Genomic DNA, 19,349 nt, shown 5'->3' on the forward strand with positions numbered 1-19,349 from the left:
TACGATATGCACAGTGTTTAATATTTCTGACTTGGAATCAGAAACAGGGTCTTGGCCACCAAATTTGCCCCGCTTACCTGATTTTACCGGCTGCCCAGGCCGGCGAGGCTTTGGCGCGCCTCGACGAGCGCATCGCCCGCTCACCGATCCGCGACGGCTTTTTCGAGCGTCAGAATTTTGCCGACGCCATCGCCTCGCTGTGGATCGACGGCGAACTCGTGCATCTCGAGGATCTCGTCCTGCATGACGCCCGCCTCGATATCCGCACGCCCACCCACGAACTGACCATCGCCCATACCATCCTGCGCGCCCGACGGCAGATTTTTGCCCATCCCCGCGAATGGGCGCTGAGCGCTGCGGGCGTTGCGCGTCTGCGGGGCAGGGGAGGTGTAGGCGACAGGCCCGGTCTGCCAGCGCCGGGTTTGCCGGAAACGGCAGACGACGACGATCTTGCTCCGGGGGAGCGAGCCAACGACGATACCTTTGCCGAGATCGATGCGGTGCTGGCGCGCAGCGCCGCTGTTCTTGACGGATCGACGATGCCCCGGCCGACCGCCCAACGCGACCCGCTTGTCTATGAGGCCGACTGGGACGAAGACGAGCGGCTCGATCAATGGCGTTCGCTGTCTATCGAGACCGAGGGACTTCCACCGGTGTTGTGCGCCGCTCTGCTGCTCGATGCATGGAACCGGATCGAGGTGCTTCAGCATCGCGCTGAACTCGGCCGTCAACTGGTCGCATCGCTTCTCCGCCGCGACGGCACGACGCCGGCTCACCTGCCAGCGCTCAATGTCGGGCTGCGCAGCGTGCGGCGAGAACGGCGTCATGCGGGAAGTCAGATGACGCGGATTTTGGCAACGCTCGAAGCGTTCACCGCTGCGGCCGAACTGGGGATGAAAGACCATGACCGGATACTCCTTGCCCGGCGGCAGCTGGAGCGACAAGCATCGGCGAAGAGCACGAATTCTAAACTGTCGCGGCTGGTCGATCTGGTTGTTGCAAAACCTGTCGTATCCGCCAACCTGATCGCCCGGGAAGTCGGGGTCACCCCGCAAGGAGCGCGGCACCTGGCGGCGCAATTGCCGCTGCGGGAAATGACGGGCCGGGGAAGGTTTCGGGCCTGGGCAATGCTGTAAACCGGCCATCTGGATAACTGTATCCAATCGCAACGAACGCGTCGTTCAATAAACTGGCCCGCAAAGGTTTGGCCGTAGCAAACGCGTAAGGGACAAGAGGGGCCGGAAAACATATCCGGCCCTCCACGTTACCCACTAGGCTCGAAGATGCGGACAGGCGACCCCGGCGCTTGGCGGGAGAGGCGTTCGGGCAAAGTCTCCCACGACTGCTTCGACGGCTTGAGACAAAAGGTCCCGCCGCGTCGAAAGCGAGTAGATATCCTGGGCGAAGGCCGGGTTGGCCTTGGCGTCGAATACGAGTTCGGCCATGATGCGGTCACCGACGATCCGTCCCATTAAGGTCTGCGCCGATTCAAGATCCGGGACAGCTTCGCTGACAACGACATGCGTCTCGCGCAGTTCGGGTTTCATGAGTGCCTTGATGATCAGTTCGTGTGCGTTTTCCTGGGTGAGGGTCCAAACGGCGCCGATGATGACGTACATCTTGTCCCAGGCCTCCTCGCCAATCATGGCTTTCCAGCCGTTCAGGACATTCGTCATGACTTCGACCTGATTCCTGGCCGCGCGGTTCTGGCAATAGTAGATCATGTCACCGATGCTGCGAGCATAGGCGGCAAACTCCGAATATGAGAATGAACTTTGGGAAATGATATTGTCGATAAAATTGAGGCTTTCGATGAGCATCGCGTCGGTCGTGATCTTGTCCTCAAGCGTCATGCCCGAGATGTCGTTCTTCGTATCTCTGACCTTTATGATCTGGTCGCGATAAGCCTTCAGTGGTTGGAGCCACTGACCAAATGAGGGATATTCGCCATAGCCCGATATAATCGAGAATATTCCGAGCGGGATGTGCGAGATCGCCTTCGTCACGTCATAGATCTGACCCACATTCTGATGAACGTAGCGGGTCCTGGCGTCCGTCAGAAGCGTGTAGCGTCCGCCGTCGAACGTCGATTCGACATAGAGCATCGGATAGATGTTCTGGCCGATGTTCACGATGTTGGCGGCATAGTTGGCGCGCATCGCCGTGTCGATATCCTTGACGAACTGAAACGACTGCCGTTCCTGATTGCCGGCGAACTCGGCGTAATATTCCAATGTATGCGGATAGCCGTCTGCGGGATTCAATGCCATTTTAACCTCATCCGGTTCGAGTTGAAGACGCACATCTCCCTTCGCGGAGGCGATGGCCGCCACGTTGACGGAGACGATATCCGCCTGAGCATCAGCCCAGGGCGAATTCCTGTTTTCGATTTGCCCAGCCGCAAATGCGTTGCTCGACGACTGCGAATATTGCGTAGAGAAGGATGCCCAGAAGAGCGAGCGCGAACAGTCCGGCAAAGGCGAGCGGCACGTCGAAGCTTGCAGTCGCCATCATCATGACGGTTCCGATACCGCGATTGGCGGCAACCGTTTCCGAGAGAACCGTGCCGACGAAAGCAAGGGTTACGGCAACTTTCAACGACGCAAAGAAATACGGCATCGTCCGCGGCAGGCTGACATTCCAGAAGACCTGCGACCGGTTGGCGCCCAGCGCCTTCAGCACGTCCTCCATCTCGGGTTCGGTGGTTGCCAGCCCGGTTGCCACGTTGACGACGATCGGGAAGATGCATGTGGTCAAAGCGGTCAGGATGGCGGGAACCGTGCCGGAGCCGAACCACAGGACGAAGATCGGCACGACCGCCACCTTCGGGATCGATGAGAAACCCACAAGCAGGGGATAGGCGACGTTGTAGGCGGTCCGGGATATGCCGACGATTGCGCCGAGCGCCACGCCGATGATCATGCCGGCGATAAAGCCGATCATCGTGGTGACCAGCGTCTGCAGAATGTGCGGCCAAAGTGCCGGCATCTGCAGGATCAGAGTCGAAACGATGGCGCTCGGGCGGGGCAGGACAATCGGGCTGACGGCAAAGGCGATACAGGCCACCTCCCAGACAAGGAAGAGAAGCAGGATGAACGCGATGGATTTGAAATGGTCGATCGTGCGTTGGGACAAGGTCATCGTCGCGCTCCTAAATCTGCCGGGCTTCGACGATCATGCGTCGAAGGTCGTTCGTCAGTTCAGCGAATTCAGGCTCGAAGGTCGTTTCGAGAGTCCGCGGCCGGGCGAAGCCGACAGCCCTGTCTTCGGTGACGCGGCCGGGCCGGGCGCTCATCACCAGAATGCGGCTTGCCAGGAAAGCCGCCTCACGCAGGTCATGGGTCACAAGGAACACGGTGGGCTGCGTATCCATCCAGAGCTCCTGAAGAATGGACCAGAGCTCTTCCCGGGTGAACTGGTCGAGCGCGCCGAAGGGCTCGTCCAGCATCAGGAGCTTCGGTGAATGAACGAGGGCGCGGCACAGATTGGCCCGTTGCAGCATGCCGCCAGACAGCTCCCACGGCCGCCTGTCCCCGAAGCCGGAGAGCCCGACCCTGGAAAGCAAGGCTTCCGCCCGGTCGCGAAACAGGGTGTGCTTGTCCCGCTGAAACGTGTCGGCGTAAGGCTTGACGATCTTCAGCGGCAGCATGACGTTTTCGCGAATGGTCAGCCAGGGCAGCATCGTCGGATTTTGAAAGGCCATGCCGATACCGATTTGCTCCGCTCCCACTTCCCGTCCGGCAACGAAAATATTGCCTTCGGTCGGGCGCAGCAGGCCGGCGACCAGCTTCAGGATCGTGGACTTTCCGCAGCCTGAGGGTCCGACCATAGCGACGAAATCGCCCGGATAGACAGTGAGATCTGTCCGGTCGAGTGCCAGGAATGTATCCTTTCCCCTGCCGAAACGGACCTGCACGTCTTCGAGCTGGGCGATCCGCACAGGTGGCGATGAGGATGCGTTCACTGCTGCCGTCATGGGATATCCCTTTCACCGATGTGGGTTTCGAATGCGGCGACCGCCGCCCTGGCGATCTCGAGATCCTGCTCTCCCGTTCCCGAGCCAACCCCGATTCCGCCCACGATCTGGCCGTTCACAAGCAGCGGCAGCCCTCCGAGAAGATTGGTCATGCGTCCGTTGGTCGCCTCCGCAAGGGCGATGGCCTTGTCGGGGGAGATGTTTCCCGTGGGCAGGCCGGTGGTGGCGGCCGTCATGGCCTTGCGGGTGGCGCTTTCGATGGAGAGGACGCGGGAACCGTCCATCCGGATGAAAGCCATGAGATTGCAGCCTTCGTCGACGACGGCGATGCATTGGGGGATTCCCATCGTGCCGGCTGCCTCGACCGCGGCATTCAGAACGAGCAATGCGCCCTCGTGTGTGAGCTTGACGGCGCGACGGATGGCGGGCATGGGCGGAATACCTCCTTCAGATCGGTGACGAGCATGGCGCCCGGTGCATGGCTGATAAAAAACGGCAATCCCGAATTCTGTAGCGCGGCGAGAGCCGTGAGGCCGCAGGGCCAGAACGCAGCGATTTCATTCGGCTCGGGCAGAACCGGGTCGCCCCAATCCGGCCGGGCGAGATCTTCGATGCCCAGTTCTTCTTCATCGCCGACATGCAGCGGCGCGCCGTGGCTTAGCGGCATTCCCCCTGTGATCGCGATGACCCTCGTCAGGTCGCTGCTTCTGAAAGGCCGCATTGAAACGACAAGCGGGCCCTGGAAGGGGCCGGATGGGTTCGAGCGAAGTTTCGTTTTGTAGAGGCCTCCCTGGAGGCCAAGCTCGCGGTGACGCATGCGAATGCCTTCCCCTGCGAGAGCGCCTTCAGCGCCCAGCCAGCACCCGATGGCGAAGACGACGAGACCCGGCCGCCATAATTCGACGATATCCGGTAGCGCGCGCCATTTTCCGTTCTCATGGACATGGTAGGCAGGCAGATCACGCCGTATGTCTATTCCTCGCCCAAGCCCGGGCATGAGATAGCGCCCTGGCTCACTTTGCGCCAAAAGGGGGCAGGCTTCGGGGTTACGTTCGCAAAAGGACGCGAAATCCGCCGCATGGGTTTCCGGCAGGATGTAGACATTGGCCTGAACATAGCCCGGCGCGTGCCCGACGGTGGTTCCTGAAAATCCGGCGCGCGCAGCCAGCCTTACCGCCAGTCCCGTGCCTTCGCCGTCGGGATCACACATGACGGACGTATCCCCCATCAACCCGATAGACGCTTCCGGTGACATAGGATGCGGGCTGGCCGCACAGGAAGGCAGCGACCGCGGCAACTTCTTCCGGCTCGGCATATCGGCCCATCGGAATCTGGGAAAAGGAACGCTGCCTGACGGTTTCCACATCGATCTTCTCTCTGGCCGCCGTCGCCTCGTCGGTCATTCGCACTCGTTCCGTCGCGACCCGTCCCGGCATCAGCACGTTGACCGTTACCCCGTCCGCCGCCACTTCGGATGCGATGGATTTGGACCATGCGACCAGCCCGGCGCGCAGCGTATTCGATATGCCGAGGACCGGGATCGGCTGGACCGCCCCGGTACTGACGACCGTGACGATCCGGCCCCAGCCGTTGCGGCGCATGGAAGGCAGGAAAAGGTCGGTAAGGCGGATGACGGAAAGCGACATGGCCCTGAAGCTTTCCTCCCAATCGGCGAGGTTGCGCGCAAGGGCGCTGCCGTAAGGCGGACCGCCTGTATTGTTCACGAGAATGTCGATGTCGCCGACGGTTTCGGCGAATGCGACGAAGGAGGCGGTGTCGGCCAGATCGACCTGGAAGCTGCGCGCAATGCCCAGCTCCGCTGCCGCCGCAGCCAGTATCTTTTCGTCGCGGGCCGCAATGGCAACGTCCACGCCTTCGTCGACGAGCGCCCTGGCAATCGCCAGCCCCATGCCGCGATTCCCTCCAAGCACCAGCGCCCGTTTGCCCTTGATCTTCAGGTCCATGACTTGATCTCCCTTGTTTTCCAGGCAGAGGATGTTTCCTGCGTCAGGAAGCGCCCCCTGCCGGGCCTGCCCTTCAGTTCTCCCCTGTCGATGATAATTTCGCCCCGGCTTATCATCGTCTCCGGCCAGCCTTGTACCTCAAGCCCTTCAAAGGGCGTGTAGTCGACATTGTGATGGAGAATGCTGTTGGTGATGGTGACGCGTTTTTCCGGATCCCAGAGGGCGAGGTCGGCATCCGCCCCGATCGCGATTGTGCCCTTGCGCGGGTGAAGTCCGTAGAGCTTCGCGTTATTCGTGGCGGTCAGGGCGACGAAGCGTGGCAGGTCGATGCGCCCCTTGGCCACACCCTCGCTGAACAGGATGGGGAGGCGCGTCTCCAGGCCGGGTATGCCATTGGCGATGGCGCGGAAGGAGGGGGCCGGGCCAGCCTTAAGCTTGCCTTCGCTATCAAAGCAGTAAGGAGCGTGATCGGAATTGAAGATATCGATGGTGCCATCCTCGATCCCCTGCCAGAGCGCTGCCTGTGCCCGCGTGTCGCGGGGAGGGGGGCTGCACATCGCCTTCGCGCCGAGCATGTCGGGCATGTCGAGGTCCTGCTCCGTCAGCAGGAGATATTGCGGGCAGGTTTCCGCGATGACGACATGTCCTCGCGCCCGCGCCCGCCTGATTTCATCGAGAGGATCTCCGCCGCTGACATGGACGACGACGAGCGGCACGCCCGCGATTTCCGCGAGCGTAACGGCCCTGTGCGTGGCTTCGCGCTCGACTGGAAGCGGGCGGGAATGCGCGTGGGCGACCGGATTTGTACGGCCCGCCCGCTCGAGGCGGTCAGCCAGCCAGCCGATGATCTCGTGGTTTTCGGCATGGATCAGCACGATGGCCTTTTCCTGCCGGGCCGTTTCGAACACGTCGAGGATCTGGCGATCGCTGAGCTGCATCGCCTCATAGGTCATATAGACCTTGAGGCTGGTATGTCCGCGCCGGATCAGGGCCGGCAGCTCCTGCCCAAGCACGGCGGCCGTTGGGTCACTGACGATGAGGTGAAAGGCATAGTCCCCCACGGTCTGGCCTTCCGCACGGCGATGATAATCCGCAACGGCTGCCGTCAGGGACTGCCCCCGGTGCTGAACACAGAAAGGTACGATGGTCGTCGTTCCGCCGAATGCCGCGCTGATGCTGCCTGAGTGGAAACCGTCCGCCATTCGCGCGCCCTTGGAGGCAAGACCGGGCGCCTGCGGCTGATCGAGATGGCAATGGGCGTCGATGCCACCGGGAAGGACGAGCTTCCCGGTGGCATCGATGACGCGCTCACCATCGACGATCCGGTCCGCAATGGCAACAATATGCTCGGCCCGAATACCGATATCCGCTGTGAAGACGTCGGAAGCCGTTGCTACGGTGCCACCGCGGATGACAAGATCGAATGTCATGCCGGCAGCTTCCTTGCCTCAACGGACGGAAGGAAGGAAGGATCGAAGACGTCTTCCGGCTTCGGCACGGAAGGCAGCCCGAAGCCCGCTGCGACGGCCTCCATGCTCCTGGCCAGCTTGCCCTCGTCAATTGCTCCAAGGCCATTGGCCCTGGATTCCTCCGTGGTCATCTGGTTTTTGATGAGCCAGAGCAGCTTCTGCTCCTCAAGGTCCGCGTTGATCAGGGGCGCATGGACCTTCAGAGCGGCAATCGCGGCCTTGGGATCTGCCGCAGCAGCTTGCCAGGCACGGGCGCTGACGTCGACAACCGCCTTGGCTGCCTCGGGATTCCGGGTCCTGAATTTTTCCGAAAGGATGATTCCATTACCGTAGAGATCGAGGCCGACATCCGCGTAGTACAGGAACCTGATCTCGTCAGGCTTGATGCCGGCCTTCATCAGCCCGAAATACATGGTGGAATCGAAGCCGAGGATGGCGTCGGCATCGCCTCCGGCGAGTACGGCCTCGCGCAACTGAAGGCCCACCATGTTCCATTTGACCGCCGCCGGATCGATTTCCGCTGCCCGGGCGTAGGTGGAGAACAGGCGGTAGGCCCCATCGGGTGCGGCGGCGCCGATCGTCTTTCCGGCGAGATCCGCGGGCTTGGAGATGCCGGACTTCGCAAGCGTGCCGACGCAAAGCGGGCTGCGGAAGTAGACCATGTAGACGTTGCGGATCGCCGCACCGTCATTCTTGGCGTTGAATTCCGCCATGGAATTGATGTCGGCGATGCCGGCATCGTAGACGCCGGAGCCGACGCGAGAAACAGCCTCACCGGACCCGCCGCCCGCGTCGAACTGGCACTCCAGCCCCGCATCCCTGTACCAGCCGTTCTGCTGGGCAAGGAAGAAGGCGGCGTTGGAGCCGTCGAATGGCGCGGCAAGCGAGAATTTTACCGAGGTCGCGGCGCGCGAGATGCCTGCCTTCAGAACGAAAGGTGCGGCAATTGCCGTCGACATGAAGGATCGGCGTGTCATGTTCAGTATCGTCATCGTCTTCCCCTTTTTGGTTTGGTTTTGCTGGAAATAGATGAGCAAGCCGCGTGCCACTTTGTGAACTTGAATAAAAACAATGCTGCGCTATAAATTGCGCACAATATCGTGCGCACCGAATAAACAGAGCGAATAACAATGAAGCAGGAAAAACGCCTCGTCGGAGTGATGAATGATCGCAACCGGCCGAAGGTCGAGGATGCGGATGACGCCTATGATCATCTTTTCTCGGCGATCGTGGACCAGCGGCTACTGCCTGGCACCAAGCTGACGGAAATGGCACTCGTCGAGGCGTTCGGTGTCGGCCGGCGCGCCGTCGCAACCGCTCTGCAGCGTCTCACATGGGAAAAGCTGGTGGTATTCTTCCCCAAGCGCGGCGCGTTTGTTGCTGCGCCCGATGCAGACGAGGCGAGGGAGGTATTCGCCGCGCGTGTCGCCATCGAGGCGGGGACAACCGAGGCGGTGGCTCGTGCTGCCGACCCCGCGGCAATTGCCCGCCTGCAGGAGAATATCGACCAGGAAAACAAGTTGCGGGAACAGGGCCACATACGGGAAGCGATCCACCTGTCAGGCGGGTTTCATGTTCTCATGGCTGAGCTTTCGGGAAATCGGATCCTCGCCGAACAGGTTCGCCTCCTGGTCGCCCGCACCAGCCTCATCGTCAACCTGTTCGACAATCAGAGCGGTTTGGCCGGATGGCACGATCATCACGACGACCTCATCCGTCACTGTGCGAATGGTGACGTGGAAAATGCCGTCAAGCTGATGCGCGAACACATCATGGAGCTTCAGGAAGCACTGGCGCTCGACCGGCGGAGGCCGGTTGCCTTCGACATGCTCGGCGTTTTCGGAAGGGGGCAGGGCGCCTTATAGGTCCGCCGCTTTCGTCGGACGATCGCGATGATGTCAGTAGCGGCGGATCATTCCGGCTGTTCCTCGAAGTGAGGCGCTTCAGTTCGGCACCAGGTCGAGGCCAGACGGTCTGAGGATTTGAAGGAAGCTAGGAACTCGGTGAGTTCACCGCGAACAGATATGCGACAAGCCTCATGTTAAGCCGAGCGCATCACGAGGCTTGTCGTTGCATTTGGCAGGCGGAACGGCACCAGTCGCGGCTATCGGACGGAGACGGTAATACATCCCGAGAGGGATTTGCCCTTCACCTTCGGTGTAGTGTTCTTCGTGCAAAACCGGTCTTTACCCTTGAAGCCGGCATTGGGCGTGTAAATCAATCCCCGACCAGCCACCACGGAAACCTTGCCGCTTTTTGGCTGTCTGGTAATTGTAACGTCAGTAGCGGGGGTGCGTGTTTTTCTGACGTCGTCAATGAAGCCGGGAAAACTGATCTTGCAGATTTTGTCGCGAGTGGACATCTCGAATTGTCCGGCCCCTCTTCCAGTACCCCATCCCCTGCCATTTGTGCCTTCGCAGGCAGCCTGGGCGGTCGACACCGAGACGCTTCCGATGATCAGTGCCGTGATAATTGTTGCAGTCGGGATGCGCATATGCGTTCACTCCTATGTCCGTGTTAACCCATGAATTGGTCGGTCAGACAACTTCCGCCTGACGTTGGGAGACAAGCAGATTTGACGCGATTGGCCACCGGAAAACTCGGCAATCTCAGGAAGTTTTGGAAAATCACAGCGTGTAACTGGTTCATTTTCCGCATCTCGTCGTTACAATACGTTGCAATACTGGAGGGACGATTTGAGCATCGAAGACTGGCCGAGCTTCGGCAAGTGGCATGAATTGTTTGATCGACTGTGCCAACTGCGTGGTTATTCCGTGAATGCGGATCTGGCCAATGACTTTTGTCATCGAGTGGGCCGCTCCGGTGAAAGTGATTTCCGTGCGATAGAAAAAAACCTTCGTGATTGGCGGCTTGGCAGGCGCGTACCCCTTCGACGCAATGCACTTGTCCTTTCGCGGCTTCTTGAAGTGGATTCCGATCCGATCCTCAGAACGCAATGGGACGCCACTTATCGTGCCTTAGTCGAGCGACACGATTATGTTCCGGGCCACGGCCCGGGGGGTATCAGACCTGTCGCAAATCGCGACCAATCTTATCGAATACACGCATGCAGACGGGTGCTTCCCATTGCCGTGGTGATCACCCTGCCAGTGGGCCTTCTGGCTGCTGTAGGCATGAATGGGCGTGAGGCCACAGGACCGGCATCTGTAGATAAAACCGAGCTTCCGACCATCGCCTATAATGCCAGAGCGTTTCTTTCACCAGGCGCTGAAAAGCTCATTCATGGTGTCGTGGAAGGTTGCGATGGCGCCCCGTCCGAATGGAGTGACCTGGAAGCCGGCCTGCCCGCCAGCAAAACCGGCAGCTTTGTCGATGGAGGTCTTGCCACGCAGATGATGAATGGTTGCGGCAAGGAGATGGCGGTGCGCGCCATCAAGTTTGTTGCCGCACGCCCAGGTGTCGAAGAACTGAAGGTCTTTGACGCATATTTTAAGATCGAGGTGGCGCCCCCTTTAGTCCTCCCGGATTGACGCTGCTGAAAGGACGTCCATGGTGAATAATCTCGAACATATCGACACGTGGCACAAGCTATTGGACGAGCTTTGCCATCATCGTGGCTTTTCTGACAATATGTCACTGGCGGCGCGATACTGCGAGTTGACCGGCGGACGCGGCCAGAAGCACTTCGATGCCGCTCTCCGAAACCTTAACAACTGGCGCGCTGGGCGCCATCTCCCCAGGCCGAGGAGCGCCCGCGTCCTGTTGAGGCTTCTGGCAATTGAGGACGGCTCCGCCCTGATGGCGCAATGGGATCGTCTTTACGAGCAAGCGCGGGCTGCCGATGGTGCTATGAAGCACGATCCCGATGAAACGATCCCGATCGTTTCGGAACCGAAGATGAAGGCAGTTCAAGGAACAGCGATCCTGCTGGCCCTTGCCGGTGCGGGATTGTTCTCTATGGGTGTCGCCGTCGGTATTGCGTGGGACACGGAATGGAGGCCGTGGCGAACGGAGGTCGATGATGCCCCTCTGATCACTTACCTTCCGGAGGTTCGCCTGGTTGTTGGCCAAAGCCGGATCATCCATGGCGAGCGAGGTGATTGCGGCAGGCTGCCTCGCGATTGGCGGGACGTGTGGGGGAACCTGCCGTCGTCGCGTATCGGTGATTTCTCGGACGCCGGAATCGTTCGGCGCTATTCCATGTTTTGCAAAGGTGTAACGCCGGCCCGCGGTGTTCGGTTTACTGCGAAAGCACCCGGCACGGAAGAAATGTATGTCGTCGGCGACTACATGAAGATCACGGTGGTGGACGAGGCTTCTCTTACGATTGTGACGCCGGAAGGCAATGAGGCGGAGCTTCAACCGTGATGCTGATCGGGATGGAGAGGCTCAGAGGCCGGCCGCTTTGGGGTCAGAACAAGAGCAGTCCGAAATCGTACGCTAAGGTCGAACGAAACCGGAACGAAGCCGTAGATCCGATGTGCAACATCCGATCTCTGTGGATTGCCACCGACATGCGCCAATTTTGATTTCTCTGTCCGGCCGACTCGACAACGCTTCGAGCAGATTGCTCATCAATGGAGTCGGACGATGGCAAAGCGCAAGCTTCTTAAAGATCAAGATCGCCGGAAGCTTGTCGACATACCAGTCGACGAGGATAACCTAATCCGCCACTATTTGTTGTCATCGGCGGATCGCCTGGAGATTGAACTGCGGAGACGTAATCACAATCGTCTCGGCTTTGCCATCCAGCTATGTCTGATGCGATACCCGGGTCGAGTGCTTGGAGCAGAAGAAACTCCGCCTCGCGCCATGCTGAAGTATGTTGCTGATCAGATCGGCGCCGCTCCAGGCGAATTTGCCCTCTATGCACGTCGTGAAGAAACCCGTCGGGATCATATGGCGCGGCTAATGGTCTATCTGAATACGAGAAGCGCGACTCTGCAAGATCGCCGCGTCGCGCTATTGGCGGCAGTTCAAGCGGCGACCATGTCCGACGACGGTGCTGCGATAGCCAGTTCGGCTGTCGCCGCGCTTCGCGAACGCGGAGCTCTTCTGCCGGCGATCGATACGATCGAACGCATCGGCCTTGCCGGCCGTGCCATTGCTCGCCGCCGGGCAGAAAAAACTCTGATTGAAAACATCCCGCTCGATAGGCTTCAATCACTGGATAGGCTGTTAGAGGTTGACCCGTCGATCGGCCAGACGCGCTTTCATTGGCTGCGCTCGGCGCCAGAAGCGCCGGCTGCGTCGAACCTCGTCGGGCTGACCGAGCGGATAACTTTTCTACGGCGGCTGGAGATCGATTCGGAACTGCAGGCGTGCGTATCATCTGGACGGTGGGACCAGATGATCCGGGAGGGCAACGCAACGCCGGCCTGGCTTGCCAACGACTTCAACACCAGCCGTCGCCACGCTCTGATCGTGGCTCAAGTCATCTGTCCGTCGTCGAATGATTTGAGACTTTTTGGGCTTTGGAAGAATGGAGTTTCCGGCTCGGTTTGCGTTTTGATTTAAGCCGCTTTGGCCTGGTGGTTCAAGCGGCGCTGTTTGATCGTGTCTCGTTTGATCCTTTCGCGTTCGAGCAGGATGGTCTGGCCGCGTCCGAAGTAGACATCGGCGGGCGTGAGATTGTCGAGGCTCTCGTGGTACCGGCGATGGTTGTAGTGCTCGACGAAGGCCGCGATCTGAGCTTCGAGGTCCTCCTGGAAGAAGTAGTTTTCGAGCAAGATGCGGTTCTTCAGCGTCTGGTGCCAGCGTTCGATCTTACCCTGTGTTTGCGGATGGCCAGGAGCGCCGTGGACCTGGTCGATCTTGTATTTCTCCAGCCATTCGCCGAGATCGGAAGCGACGTAACACGGGCCATTGTCGGACAGCAGGCGCGGCCGATGTTCGACCTTGACCTTGTCGCAGCCTGAGGCGGCCAGTGCCAGGTCGAGCGTGGCGGTGACGTCGTCCACTTTCATGCTGGTGCACAGCTTCCAGGCGATGATGAAGCGGGAATAGTCGTCGAGGATGGTTGACAGGTAGAACCATCCCCAGCCGATGACCTTCAGGTAGGTGAAGTCGGTTTGCCACATCTCGTTCGGCCGCGTGGTTTTGTCCTTGAACTCGTCATTGGCCTTGATGACGATATAGGCTGGCGAGGTGATCAGGTCGTGGGCCTTGAGCAGGCGATAGACCGAAGCCTCTGACACGAAATAGCTTTCCGTATCGGTGAACTTCACCGCCAGTTCGCGCGGCGACAGGTCGGCATGATCCAGCGCCATTTCGATAATGCGATCCCGGACATCGTCGGGTATGCGGTTCCAAACCCGTGACGGCGCAGATGTTCGGTCTTCCAGCCCCTCGACACCGTGGGTCAGGAACCGATCATACCAGCGATAGAAGGTTGGCCGAGGAATACCGAGCTTGTCGAGGGTCTGCCTGGCCGACAAATGCGAATCTTCCACGATCCGGATGATCTCAAGCTTCTCTGAGGCGGGGTATCTCATTCGTCGTCGCCCCCATCCGCGATCATGCTTTTTTTGAGCAGGCGGTTTTCCAGGGTGAGGTCAGCCAGCGCCTCTTTCAGGTCGCGGCTTTCACGGCGCAGCGCCTTCACCTCGTCACTGGTCGCCGAGCGGGCGGTGTCACCGGCAAGCCGCTTCTTGCCCGCTTCGAGGAATTCCTTCGACCAGCTATAATACAGGCTCTCGGCGATCCCCTCACGGCGGCAGATCGCAGCTATGCTGTCTTCGCCACGCAACCCTTCCAGCACAATGCGAATTTTGTCTTCCGCAGAATGGTGCTTGCGCGTCGCGCGGCGGATGTCCTTGATCGTCTTCTCAGCCGCCGATGTCTGCGGCCCGGATTTTTGTCTCATCTTCGCTTCCTTCGATAGAGCTACGATGAGCCGAAAATCCTCTCTTCTCAATTAAACCAAATCTGTCTCAAGGGCGCTGATCCGGGACAAAGAACCAGCATGGGATGCCGTATATGCTCCGTCCATGAATTCGCATCGATGCAGTTGGCGCACCGTCGCCTCGTTGATTTCGCTGGCGGCGAAGTCCTAGCCGGAGCTGTCCTTGCACAATTCGGAGCGGAAATTTCTCTTCTGATGGTCAACATTTGGCTAAACCAGTAAATTTGCGACGAGCCCGCCCCGAATTTCCAGCCGGAAAGCGCCGAAAGCGATCGCCACCTGGGTGCGCTCTTGCTCTACTTGGGGCTCGCGAAAGCATCGAAGATCGAACTGTCGGGTTTACATTTCCGGCCCGGTTCGATCTCGACGACCAATCGATGCGGTCAGATAAGCCCTCCAATTACATAGCTTCTCACATATGGTTTCTATCAAATTATATATTGGTTCGCTCGTTGCTCGGCGTGTTAGCCATTTCATCACATCAAACTCATGGGAGGAGAACATGAGGAATGAAATGACGCGTCGCGGTTTCATGGGAGCCGTGGCGGCAGCTGGTGCTCTGCCGTTCTTGCCCACTCCGGCTCTTGCTGTGCCGAGAACAATCAAAATCGGCCTGACGACGCCGGCTTCCGGTCAGATGGCTACATTCCACCAGCCCATCCCCTTCATCTTGGAGCAGGTGCAGAAGGCGACGGGTGGATCGATTGCGATCAACGGCCGGCAACATCCGATCGAGATCGTCGTCAAAGACCAGCAGAGCAATCCCAACCGCGCCGCCGAAGTGGCGCAAGAGCTGATCCTTCAGGACAAGGTGGACGTGATTGCCGCTTTCTCCTCGCCGGAGACCGTTAATCCGGTTTCTGACCAGAGCGAGCTGAATGGCGTCCCGTGCATTGGTTCCGTTTGTCCGTTGGAGCCTTGGTTCTTTGGGCGCAGTGGTGACCCCAAGGTCGGGTTTGAGTGGACCTACTGTTTTTCCTTTTCCGGTGACGATTATGGCAAGTCCATTGTCGCTTTTTGGGACAAGCTTCCAATCGACAAGGTGGCCGGCGCGCTGTGGCCGAACGATGCGGACGGCCACATCCTTGGCGAAATCTGGACGAAGCTGTTTTTCGAAAAAGGCTACAAGGTGGTCGATCCCGGCCGTTTCGATCTGCCGGTCAGCAACTATGCCGCACAGATCGCGGCACTGAAGACGGGTGGTGCCCAGGCGGTCAGTTCGCTTGCGCCAGGGCCGGAATTCGCCCTGTTCTGGTCCCAGTGCCAGCAGCAGGGTTTTCTGCCGAAGGCGGTGGTGGCGAGCAAGTCGTGCGAATTCGCCGACGTGCAGTATTCTCTCGGTGACAGGGCGGCTGGAATCGCCAATCCCATCCTGTGGACGCAATTCCATCCTTTCAAGTCCGGTCTGACAGGCCAGACTGCACATGAACTGGCTGATGCCTATGCAGCGGCGACCGGCCGCCAGTGGGAGCAGACGCTTGGCCATGTACATGCGCAACTCGAACTCGTACTCGATGCGTTGAAGCGTACAGAGGACATAGACAAGCCTGAATCGATCCGCGACGCCATTGCCTCGTCCCACTACGAATCCGTCGCCGGTACAATCGACTTTAAGACCGGCCCGCTTCCGAACACGTCGAAGACGGATCTCACCTTCGTGCAATGGTTCAAGGGGCAGAAATTCCCATATGAACGGCAGATCGTCGACAATAGCTTCGCGCCGTCAATCGCGGTGACGGCCAGCCCGATCCTGATTGGTGGCTGACCGCTAAGCTCTATTGCCGCTTTCGGGTGGCTGGAGGCGGCCGCGTCGCATTGCAAAGTGATGCGGCGCGCTAGCCTGCCGGATTCCCTTTCCTGCATCGTCCTGTCGCGAGGTAAGCAACGTGCTCGATCTCCTGTCGCTCAGCCGTGGGTTCAGCGGCCTCATCATCATAGACAATCTCGACCTCCATGTCGGCGAGGGAGAACTTCTGGGCGTGCTCGGGCCGAACGGCGCCGGTAAGACCACACTGTTCAATCTCATCGCCGGCAATCTCAGGCCCGGTATCGGAAAGGTTGTCTACAAGGGAAGGGACGTTTCACGCATGGCGGTGTGGGACCGGTGTAGGCTGGGCATCGCCCGCACATTCCAAGTCCCGAAGCCTTTCACAGATATGAGCGTCTTCGAGAACGTACTCGTTCCGGCAATCCATGGCGGCGGCCTTTCAGTAAGAGAGGCGAAGTACGCGGCAATGGACGTGCTCGATCAGACGGGCCTGCTTTCGAAAGCCGCCTTGCCTGCCGGACGGTTGACTTTGTTGGATCTGAAGCGGCTGGAGCTTTCAAAGGCGCTGGTCCAGAAGCCCGAACTGCTGCTTCTCGATGAGATCGCAGGCGGGCTGACCGACCTCGAATGCGAGGCGTTGCTGGCAATCATTTGTGCGATCCACGCACGCGGAACCACGATCGTCTGGATCGAACATGTTCTGCACGCGCTGCGGCGGGCCGCCACGCGGCTCGCTGTTCTCAACGGCGGCAGAATCCTGACTACCGGCGAACCGGAGGACGTGCTTGCCGATCCGCGCGTACAGGAGGTCTATCTTGGAGTATGAAACAGCTCGAGCGGATGGTGTCGAGCCACTTCTCGCCATTGAGGGTCTCTGCGTCCGCTACGGCCAGTTCCAGGCGGTACACGATCTCAGTCTGACGGTGGCGCCCGGCGAGATCGTGTCGATCATCGGTGCCAACGGCGCGGGGAAATCATCGCTGCTCAATGCTGTAATGGGGGCGGCGACCATCTCAACGGGCGTCGTTCGATGGGACGGCGAGATGCTGAATGGGAAAGGCACGTCCGACATCATAGCCGGCGGCATTGCGCTCGTGCCGGAAGGGCGCCGGCTGTTTTCCACCCTGACGGTCGAGGAGAACCTCGATATCGGGCGGCAGGTGAATCGTAGGGGCGGCATCGACCTCGACCGCGTGTTCGGCTGGTTTCCGATCCTCAAGGAACGCCGACGGCAGAAGGCCGGTGAACTTTCCGGCGGTCAGCAGCAGATGATCGCTCTCGGGCGGGCGCTGCTGATGAACCCGAGACTGTTGCTATGCGACGAAATAAGCCTCGGGCTTGCACCTGCCGTCATCAACGACCTTTACCGGCTGCTCGAAGAGCTGCGGGCCGGGGGGCTCAGCATTGTTTTGGTCGAACAGGACATCACGCGATCGCTCTCCGTGGCCGATCGTTTCTATTGCATGCTCGAAGGCCGCGTCACGCTGGCCGGCAATCCGCACGAGACAGATCGGGAAACGGTGATGATCCATTATTTCGGTTCAGAAAAGGCCAGCGGAGAATATCACGCATGACCTCAATATGGCTAAACCAAATTCTTCAGGGTGTTCTGATCGGCGGGCTTTACGCGCTTTATGCCGTCGGGCTCTCGCTGTCAGTTGGTGTGATGCGGTTCGTGAACATCGCCCATGGCGATCTCATCGTGCTCGCTTGCTTCGCGCAGTGGGCGCTGGTGGTGGGGCTCGGCCTTGATCCGTTGGTGGCTGCTCCGATCCTCATCGTCGTCTGTGCCGTCTGCGCATGGCTTCTCCAGAGGCTGCTGCTGGAGCGGGTGCTCAAGGGGGGGCTGATGCCGCTGGTGCTTGTGACCTTCGGCCTGTCCATCTGCATCCAGAACGGATTGCTCGGCGCTTTCGGGGCGGATAGCCGTAAAGTGCCGGCGGGCAATCTCGATATCGCCTCCGTTGCTTTGGCTGATCAGATCACCGTCGGTATATTGCCGCTGCTGATCTTCGGGTCCGTAGTTTTGCTCATCATGGTGCTCAACTACGTCCTGTTTCGCACGCGGCTTGGCACACGCATCCGGGCCGTCGCGGAAAACCCGGCGACGGCAACCTTGATGGGCCTGCCCACGACACGGTTATACGCCGTTTCGATGGCAATTATCGGCATCTCCATCGGAATCACGGCGGCTTTTTTGTCCATTTGGACCAACTTCGATTCGAGCAGCGGTCAGGGCCGTATGCTGATTGCCTTCGAAACCGTGGTCCTCGGCGGACTAGGCAGTCTGTGGGGTACCCTTGCCGGGGGAATCGTGCTTGGCATCGCCCAGAGTGTCGGAGCGCAATTCGATACCGCATGGCAGGCGCTGGCTGGACACATTGTCTTTCTCCTCGTCTTTCTCCTTCGTCCGCAAGGTCTGTTTTCGGGAAGGTCCGCATGATGCATTCTTCGGATTATGTCACTTGGATCGGCCGCGCCGTTCTCGTTCTCTTCGGTTTGGCTTTCATTGCGCTACCCTTTGGCGCCGAAAGCGGTCTGCTTGCGTTCGGAACTACATTCCTCATAACGCTCACCCTGGCGATGACATGGAACGTGCTTGCGGGCTATGCGGATATTGTCACCCTGGGCCAGCATGCCCTCGTCGGAGCGGGTTCCTACGGCTTCTACGCTTGCGCCACACTGTTGGGCTTTAGCCCATGGCTGTCACTTCTGCTTGCAGCCGTCATTGCCGTGCTGCTCGCTGTTCCCTTCACGGTTTTCGTCCTGCGTTTGAGAGCGGCCTATCTGGCAGTCGGCACATGGGTCGTGGCCGAAACGGTGATGCTGATTTCCGGAAAACTGCCGGCCTTCAACGGCGGCACGGGCGTAAGCATCCCGGTCTCTCTGGCCAAGGCCTTCGGCGCTCGACCCGCCGAGCGCATTGAAACGATATACTGGATCACGTTGGCGCTAGCGGTGATAACGTTCATCGGAACCTGGCTGTTCCTGCGGCGCCCGATAGGGCTCGGCCTGACGGCCATGCGTGACAATGAGGCGGGTGCGGCAAGCGTCGGCGTCAATATCACGCGCGCCCGCATCGCTTGCATGATTGGCGTCGCCCCGATCCTCGGCATCGTCGGTGCGCTTAACACGCTGCAGAAGCTTCATATCTCACCGAACGCATCGTTCAGCTTGGTCGATTGGACGATCTACCCGCTATTCGCGGCGGTGATCGGCGGGGTGGGACGCATAGAGGGGCCGATCCTCGGATCCATCTTCTTCTTCGCGATCCGCGGCTACTTCGCCAATCTCGGTGCCTGGCATA

Annotated in this window: 19 protein-coding genes and 1 pseudogene; 10 read left to right on the top strand and 10 right to left on the bottom strand. The window is 59.6% G+C overall.

Features of this window, described 5'->3' with window-relative positions; translation table 11 throughout:
• Positions 1-62: 62 nt before the first annotated feature.
• Positions 63-1,136: an RHE_PE00001 family protein gene (locus JNC70_RS20200; RefSeq protein ID WP_374788908.1), complete on the top strand. Its 1,074-nt coding sequence runs from the start codon at positions 63-65 to the stop codon at positions 1,134-1,136.
• 135 nt (positions 1,137-1,271) lie between these two features.
• Here the strand turns inward: JNC70_RS20200 and JNC70_RS20205 are convergent, their stop codons facing one another.
• From JNC70_RS20205 to JNC70_RS20240, 8 genes are all read right to left on the bottom strand, one after another.
• The gene (locus tag JNC70_RS20205) at positions 1,272-2,270 is read right to left on the bottom strand and encodes a hypothetical protein (protein WP_374788869.1); all 999 of its coding nucleotides are present in this window, start codon (positions 2,268-2,270) and stop codon (positions 1,272-1,274) included.
• A gap of 91 nt (positions 2,271-2,361) precedes the next feature.
• Complete coding sequence (locus JNC70_RS20210) at positions 2,362-3,141, bottom strand: ABC transporter permease (protein ID WP_374788870.1); 780 nt, start codon at positions 3,139-3,141, stop codon at positions 2,362-2,364.
• Between the two features lie 10 nt (positions 3,142-3,151).
• Positions 3,152-3,976: an ABC transporter ATP-binding protein gene (locus tag JNC70_RS20215; RefSeq protein WP_374788871.1), complete on the bottom strand. Its 825-nt coding sequence runs from the start codon at positions 3,974-3,976 to the stop codon at positions 3,152-3,154.
• Positions 3,973-4,407: a GlcG/HbpS family heme-binding protein gene (locus JNC70_RS20220; RefSeq protein ID WP_374788872.1), complete on the bottom strand. Its 435-nt coding sequence runs from the start codon at positions 4,405-4,407 to the stop codon at positions 3,973-3,975. Before JNC70_RS20220 ends, JNC70_RS20215 begins: the two co-directional genes overlap by 4 nt.
• Entirely contained in the window at positions 4,350-5,186 is an 837-nt protein-coding gene (locus JNC70_RS20225) for a D-glutamate cyclase family protein (RefSeq protein WP_374788873.1), read from the bottom strand. The genes JNC70_RS20220 and JNC70_RS20225 overlap by 58 nt, the downstream gene beginning before the upstream one ends.
• Positions 5,179-5,940 (bottom strand): SDR family oxidoreductase, encoded by a 762-nt coding sequence (locus tag JNC70_RS20230; protein ID WP_374788874.1) that lies wholly within the window; start codon positions 5,938-5,940, stop codon positions 5,179-5,181. The genes JNC70_RS20225 and JNC70_RS20230 overlap by 8 nt, the downstream gene beginning before the upstream one ends.
• Positions 5,931-7,370, bottom strand: a complete 1,440-nt coding sequence (gene hydA / locus JNC70_RS20235) for a dihydropyrimidinase (RefSeq protein WP_374788875.1) — start codon at positions 7,368-7,370, stop codon at positions 5,931-5,933. Before hydA ends, JNC70_RS20230 begins: the two co-directional genes overlap by 10 nt.
• On the bottom strand, positions 7,367-8,401 hold the full coding sequence (locus JNC70_RS20240; protein WP_374788876.1) for an ABC transporter substrate-binding protein: 1,035 nt from the start codon (positions 8,399-8,401) through the stop codon (positions 7,367-7,369). The genes hydA and JNC70_RS20240 overlap by 4 nt, the downstream gene beginning before the upstream one ends.
• Before the next feature lie 138 nt (positions 8,402-8,539).
• Here JNC70_RS20240 and JNC70_RS20245 point away from each other — a divergent pair, with 138 nt between their 5' ends.
• A complete protein-coding gene (locus JNC70_RS20245) occupies positions 8,540-9,274 on the top strand; it encodes a GntR family transcriptional regulator (protein ID WP_374788877.1) in 735 nt (244 codons plus the stop codon).
• Between the two features lie 239 nt (positions 9,275-9,513).
• Here the strand turns inward: JNC70_RS20245 and JNC70_RS20250 are convergent, their stop codons facing one another.
• Positions 9,514-9,903, bottom strand: coding sequence for an Ig-like domain-containing protein (locus tag JNC70_RS20250; protein ID WP_374788878.1), 390 nt, complete (start codon positions 9,901-9,903; stop codon positions 9,514-9,516).
• Between the two features lie 202 nt (positions 9,904-10,105).
• Here JNC70_RS20250 and JNC70_RS20255 point away from each other — a divergent pair, with 202 nt between their 5' ends.
• The 3 genes and pseudogenes from JNC70_RS20255 to JNC70_RS20265 form a co-directional block, all read left to right on the top strand.
• On the top strand, positions 10,106-10,900 hold the full coding sequence (locus JNC70_RS20255; RefSeq protein ID WP_374788879.1) for a hypothetical protein: 795 nt from the start codon (positions 10,106-10,108) through the stop codon (positions 10,898-10,900).
• A gap of 19 nt (positions 10,901-10,919) precedes the next feature.
• Entirely contained in the window at positions 10,920-11,738 is an 819-nt protein-coding gene (locus tag JNC70_RS20260; protein WP_374788880.1) for a hypothetical protein, read from the top strand.
• Between the two features lie 222 nt (positions 11,739-11,960).
• Positions 11,961-12,809 (top strand): annotated as a pseudogene (locus JNC70_RS20265) (DUF4158 domain-containing protein); the annotation flags it as partial.
• Positions 12,810-12,883: 74 nt separating this feature from the next.
• Here the strand turns inward: JNC70_RS20265 and JNC70_RS20270 are convergent.
• Positions 12,884-14,235 (bottom strand): IS3 family transposase gene (locus tag JNC70_RS20270; protein ID WP_374788881.1). Its coding sequence is split into 2 segments (ribosomal slippage): positions 12,884-13,899 and positions 13,899-14,235, totalling 1,353 coding nucleotides; the frame shifts between segments, so codons are not numbered across the junction.
• Between the two features lie 541 nt (positions 14,236-14,776).
• On the opposite strand from JNC70_RS20270, the gene JNC70_RS20275 reads away from it, so the two are divergent.
• The 5 genes from JNC70_RS20275 to JNC70_RS20295 form a co-directional block, all read left to right on the top strand.
• Entirely contained in the window at positions 14,777-16,039 is a 1,263-nt protein-coding gene (locus JNC70_RS20275) for an ABC transporter substrate-binding protein (protein WP_374788882.1), read from the top strand.
• 121 nt (positions 16,040-16,160) lie between these two features.
• Positions 16,161-16,868, top strand: a complete 708-nt coding sequence (locus JNC70_RS20280; RefSeq protein ID WP_374788883.1) for an ABC transporter ATP-binding protein — start codon at positions 16,161-16,163, stop codon at positions 16,866-16,868.
• A complete protein-coding gene (locus JNC70_RS20285; RefSeq protein WP_374788884.1) occupies positions 16,858-17,616 on the top strand; it encodes an ABC transporter ATP-binding protein in 759 nt (252 codons plus the stop codon). Before JNC70_RS20280 ends, JNC70_RS20285 begins: the two co-directional genes overlap by 11 nt.
• On the top strand, positions 17,613-18,485 hold the full coding sequence (locus JNC70_RS20290) for a branched-chain amino acid ABC transporter permease (protein ID WP_374788885.1): 873 nt from the start codon (positions 17,613-17,615) through the stop codon (positions 18,483-18,485). The genes JNC70_RS20285 and JNC70_RS20290 overlap by 4 nt, the downstream gene beginning before the upstream one ends.
• Positions 18,482-19,349, top strand: an 868-nt coding sequence (locus tag JNC70_RS20295) for a branched-chain amino acid ABC transporter permease (protein ID WP_374788886.1), incomplete at its 3' end; no start/stop codon positions are given. The genes JNC70_RS20290 and JNC70_RS20295, both read left to right, overlap by 4 nt.

Source organism: Brucella oryzae (assembly GCF_041929965.1).
GTDB classification, from domain to species: Bacteria; Pseudomonadota; Alphaproteobacteria; order Rhizobiales; family Rhizobiaceae; genus Brucella; species Brucella oryzae.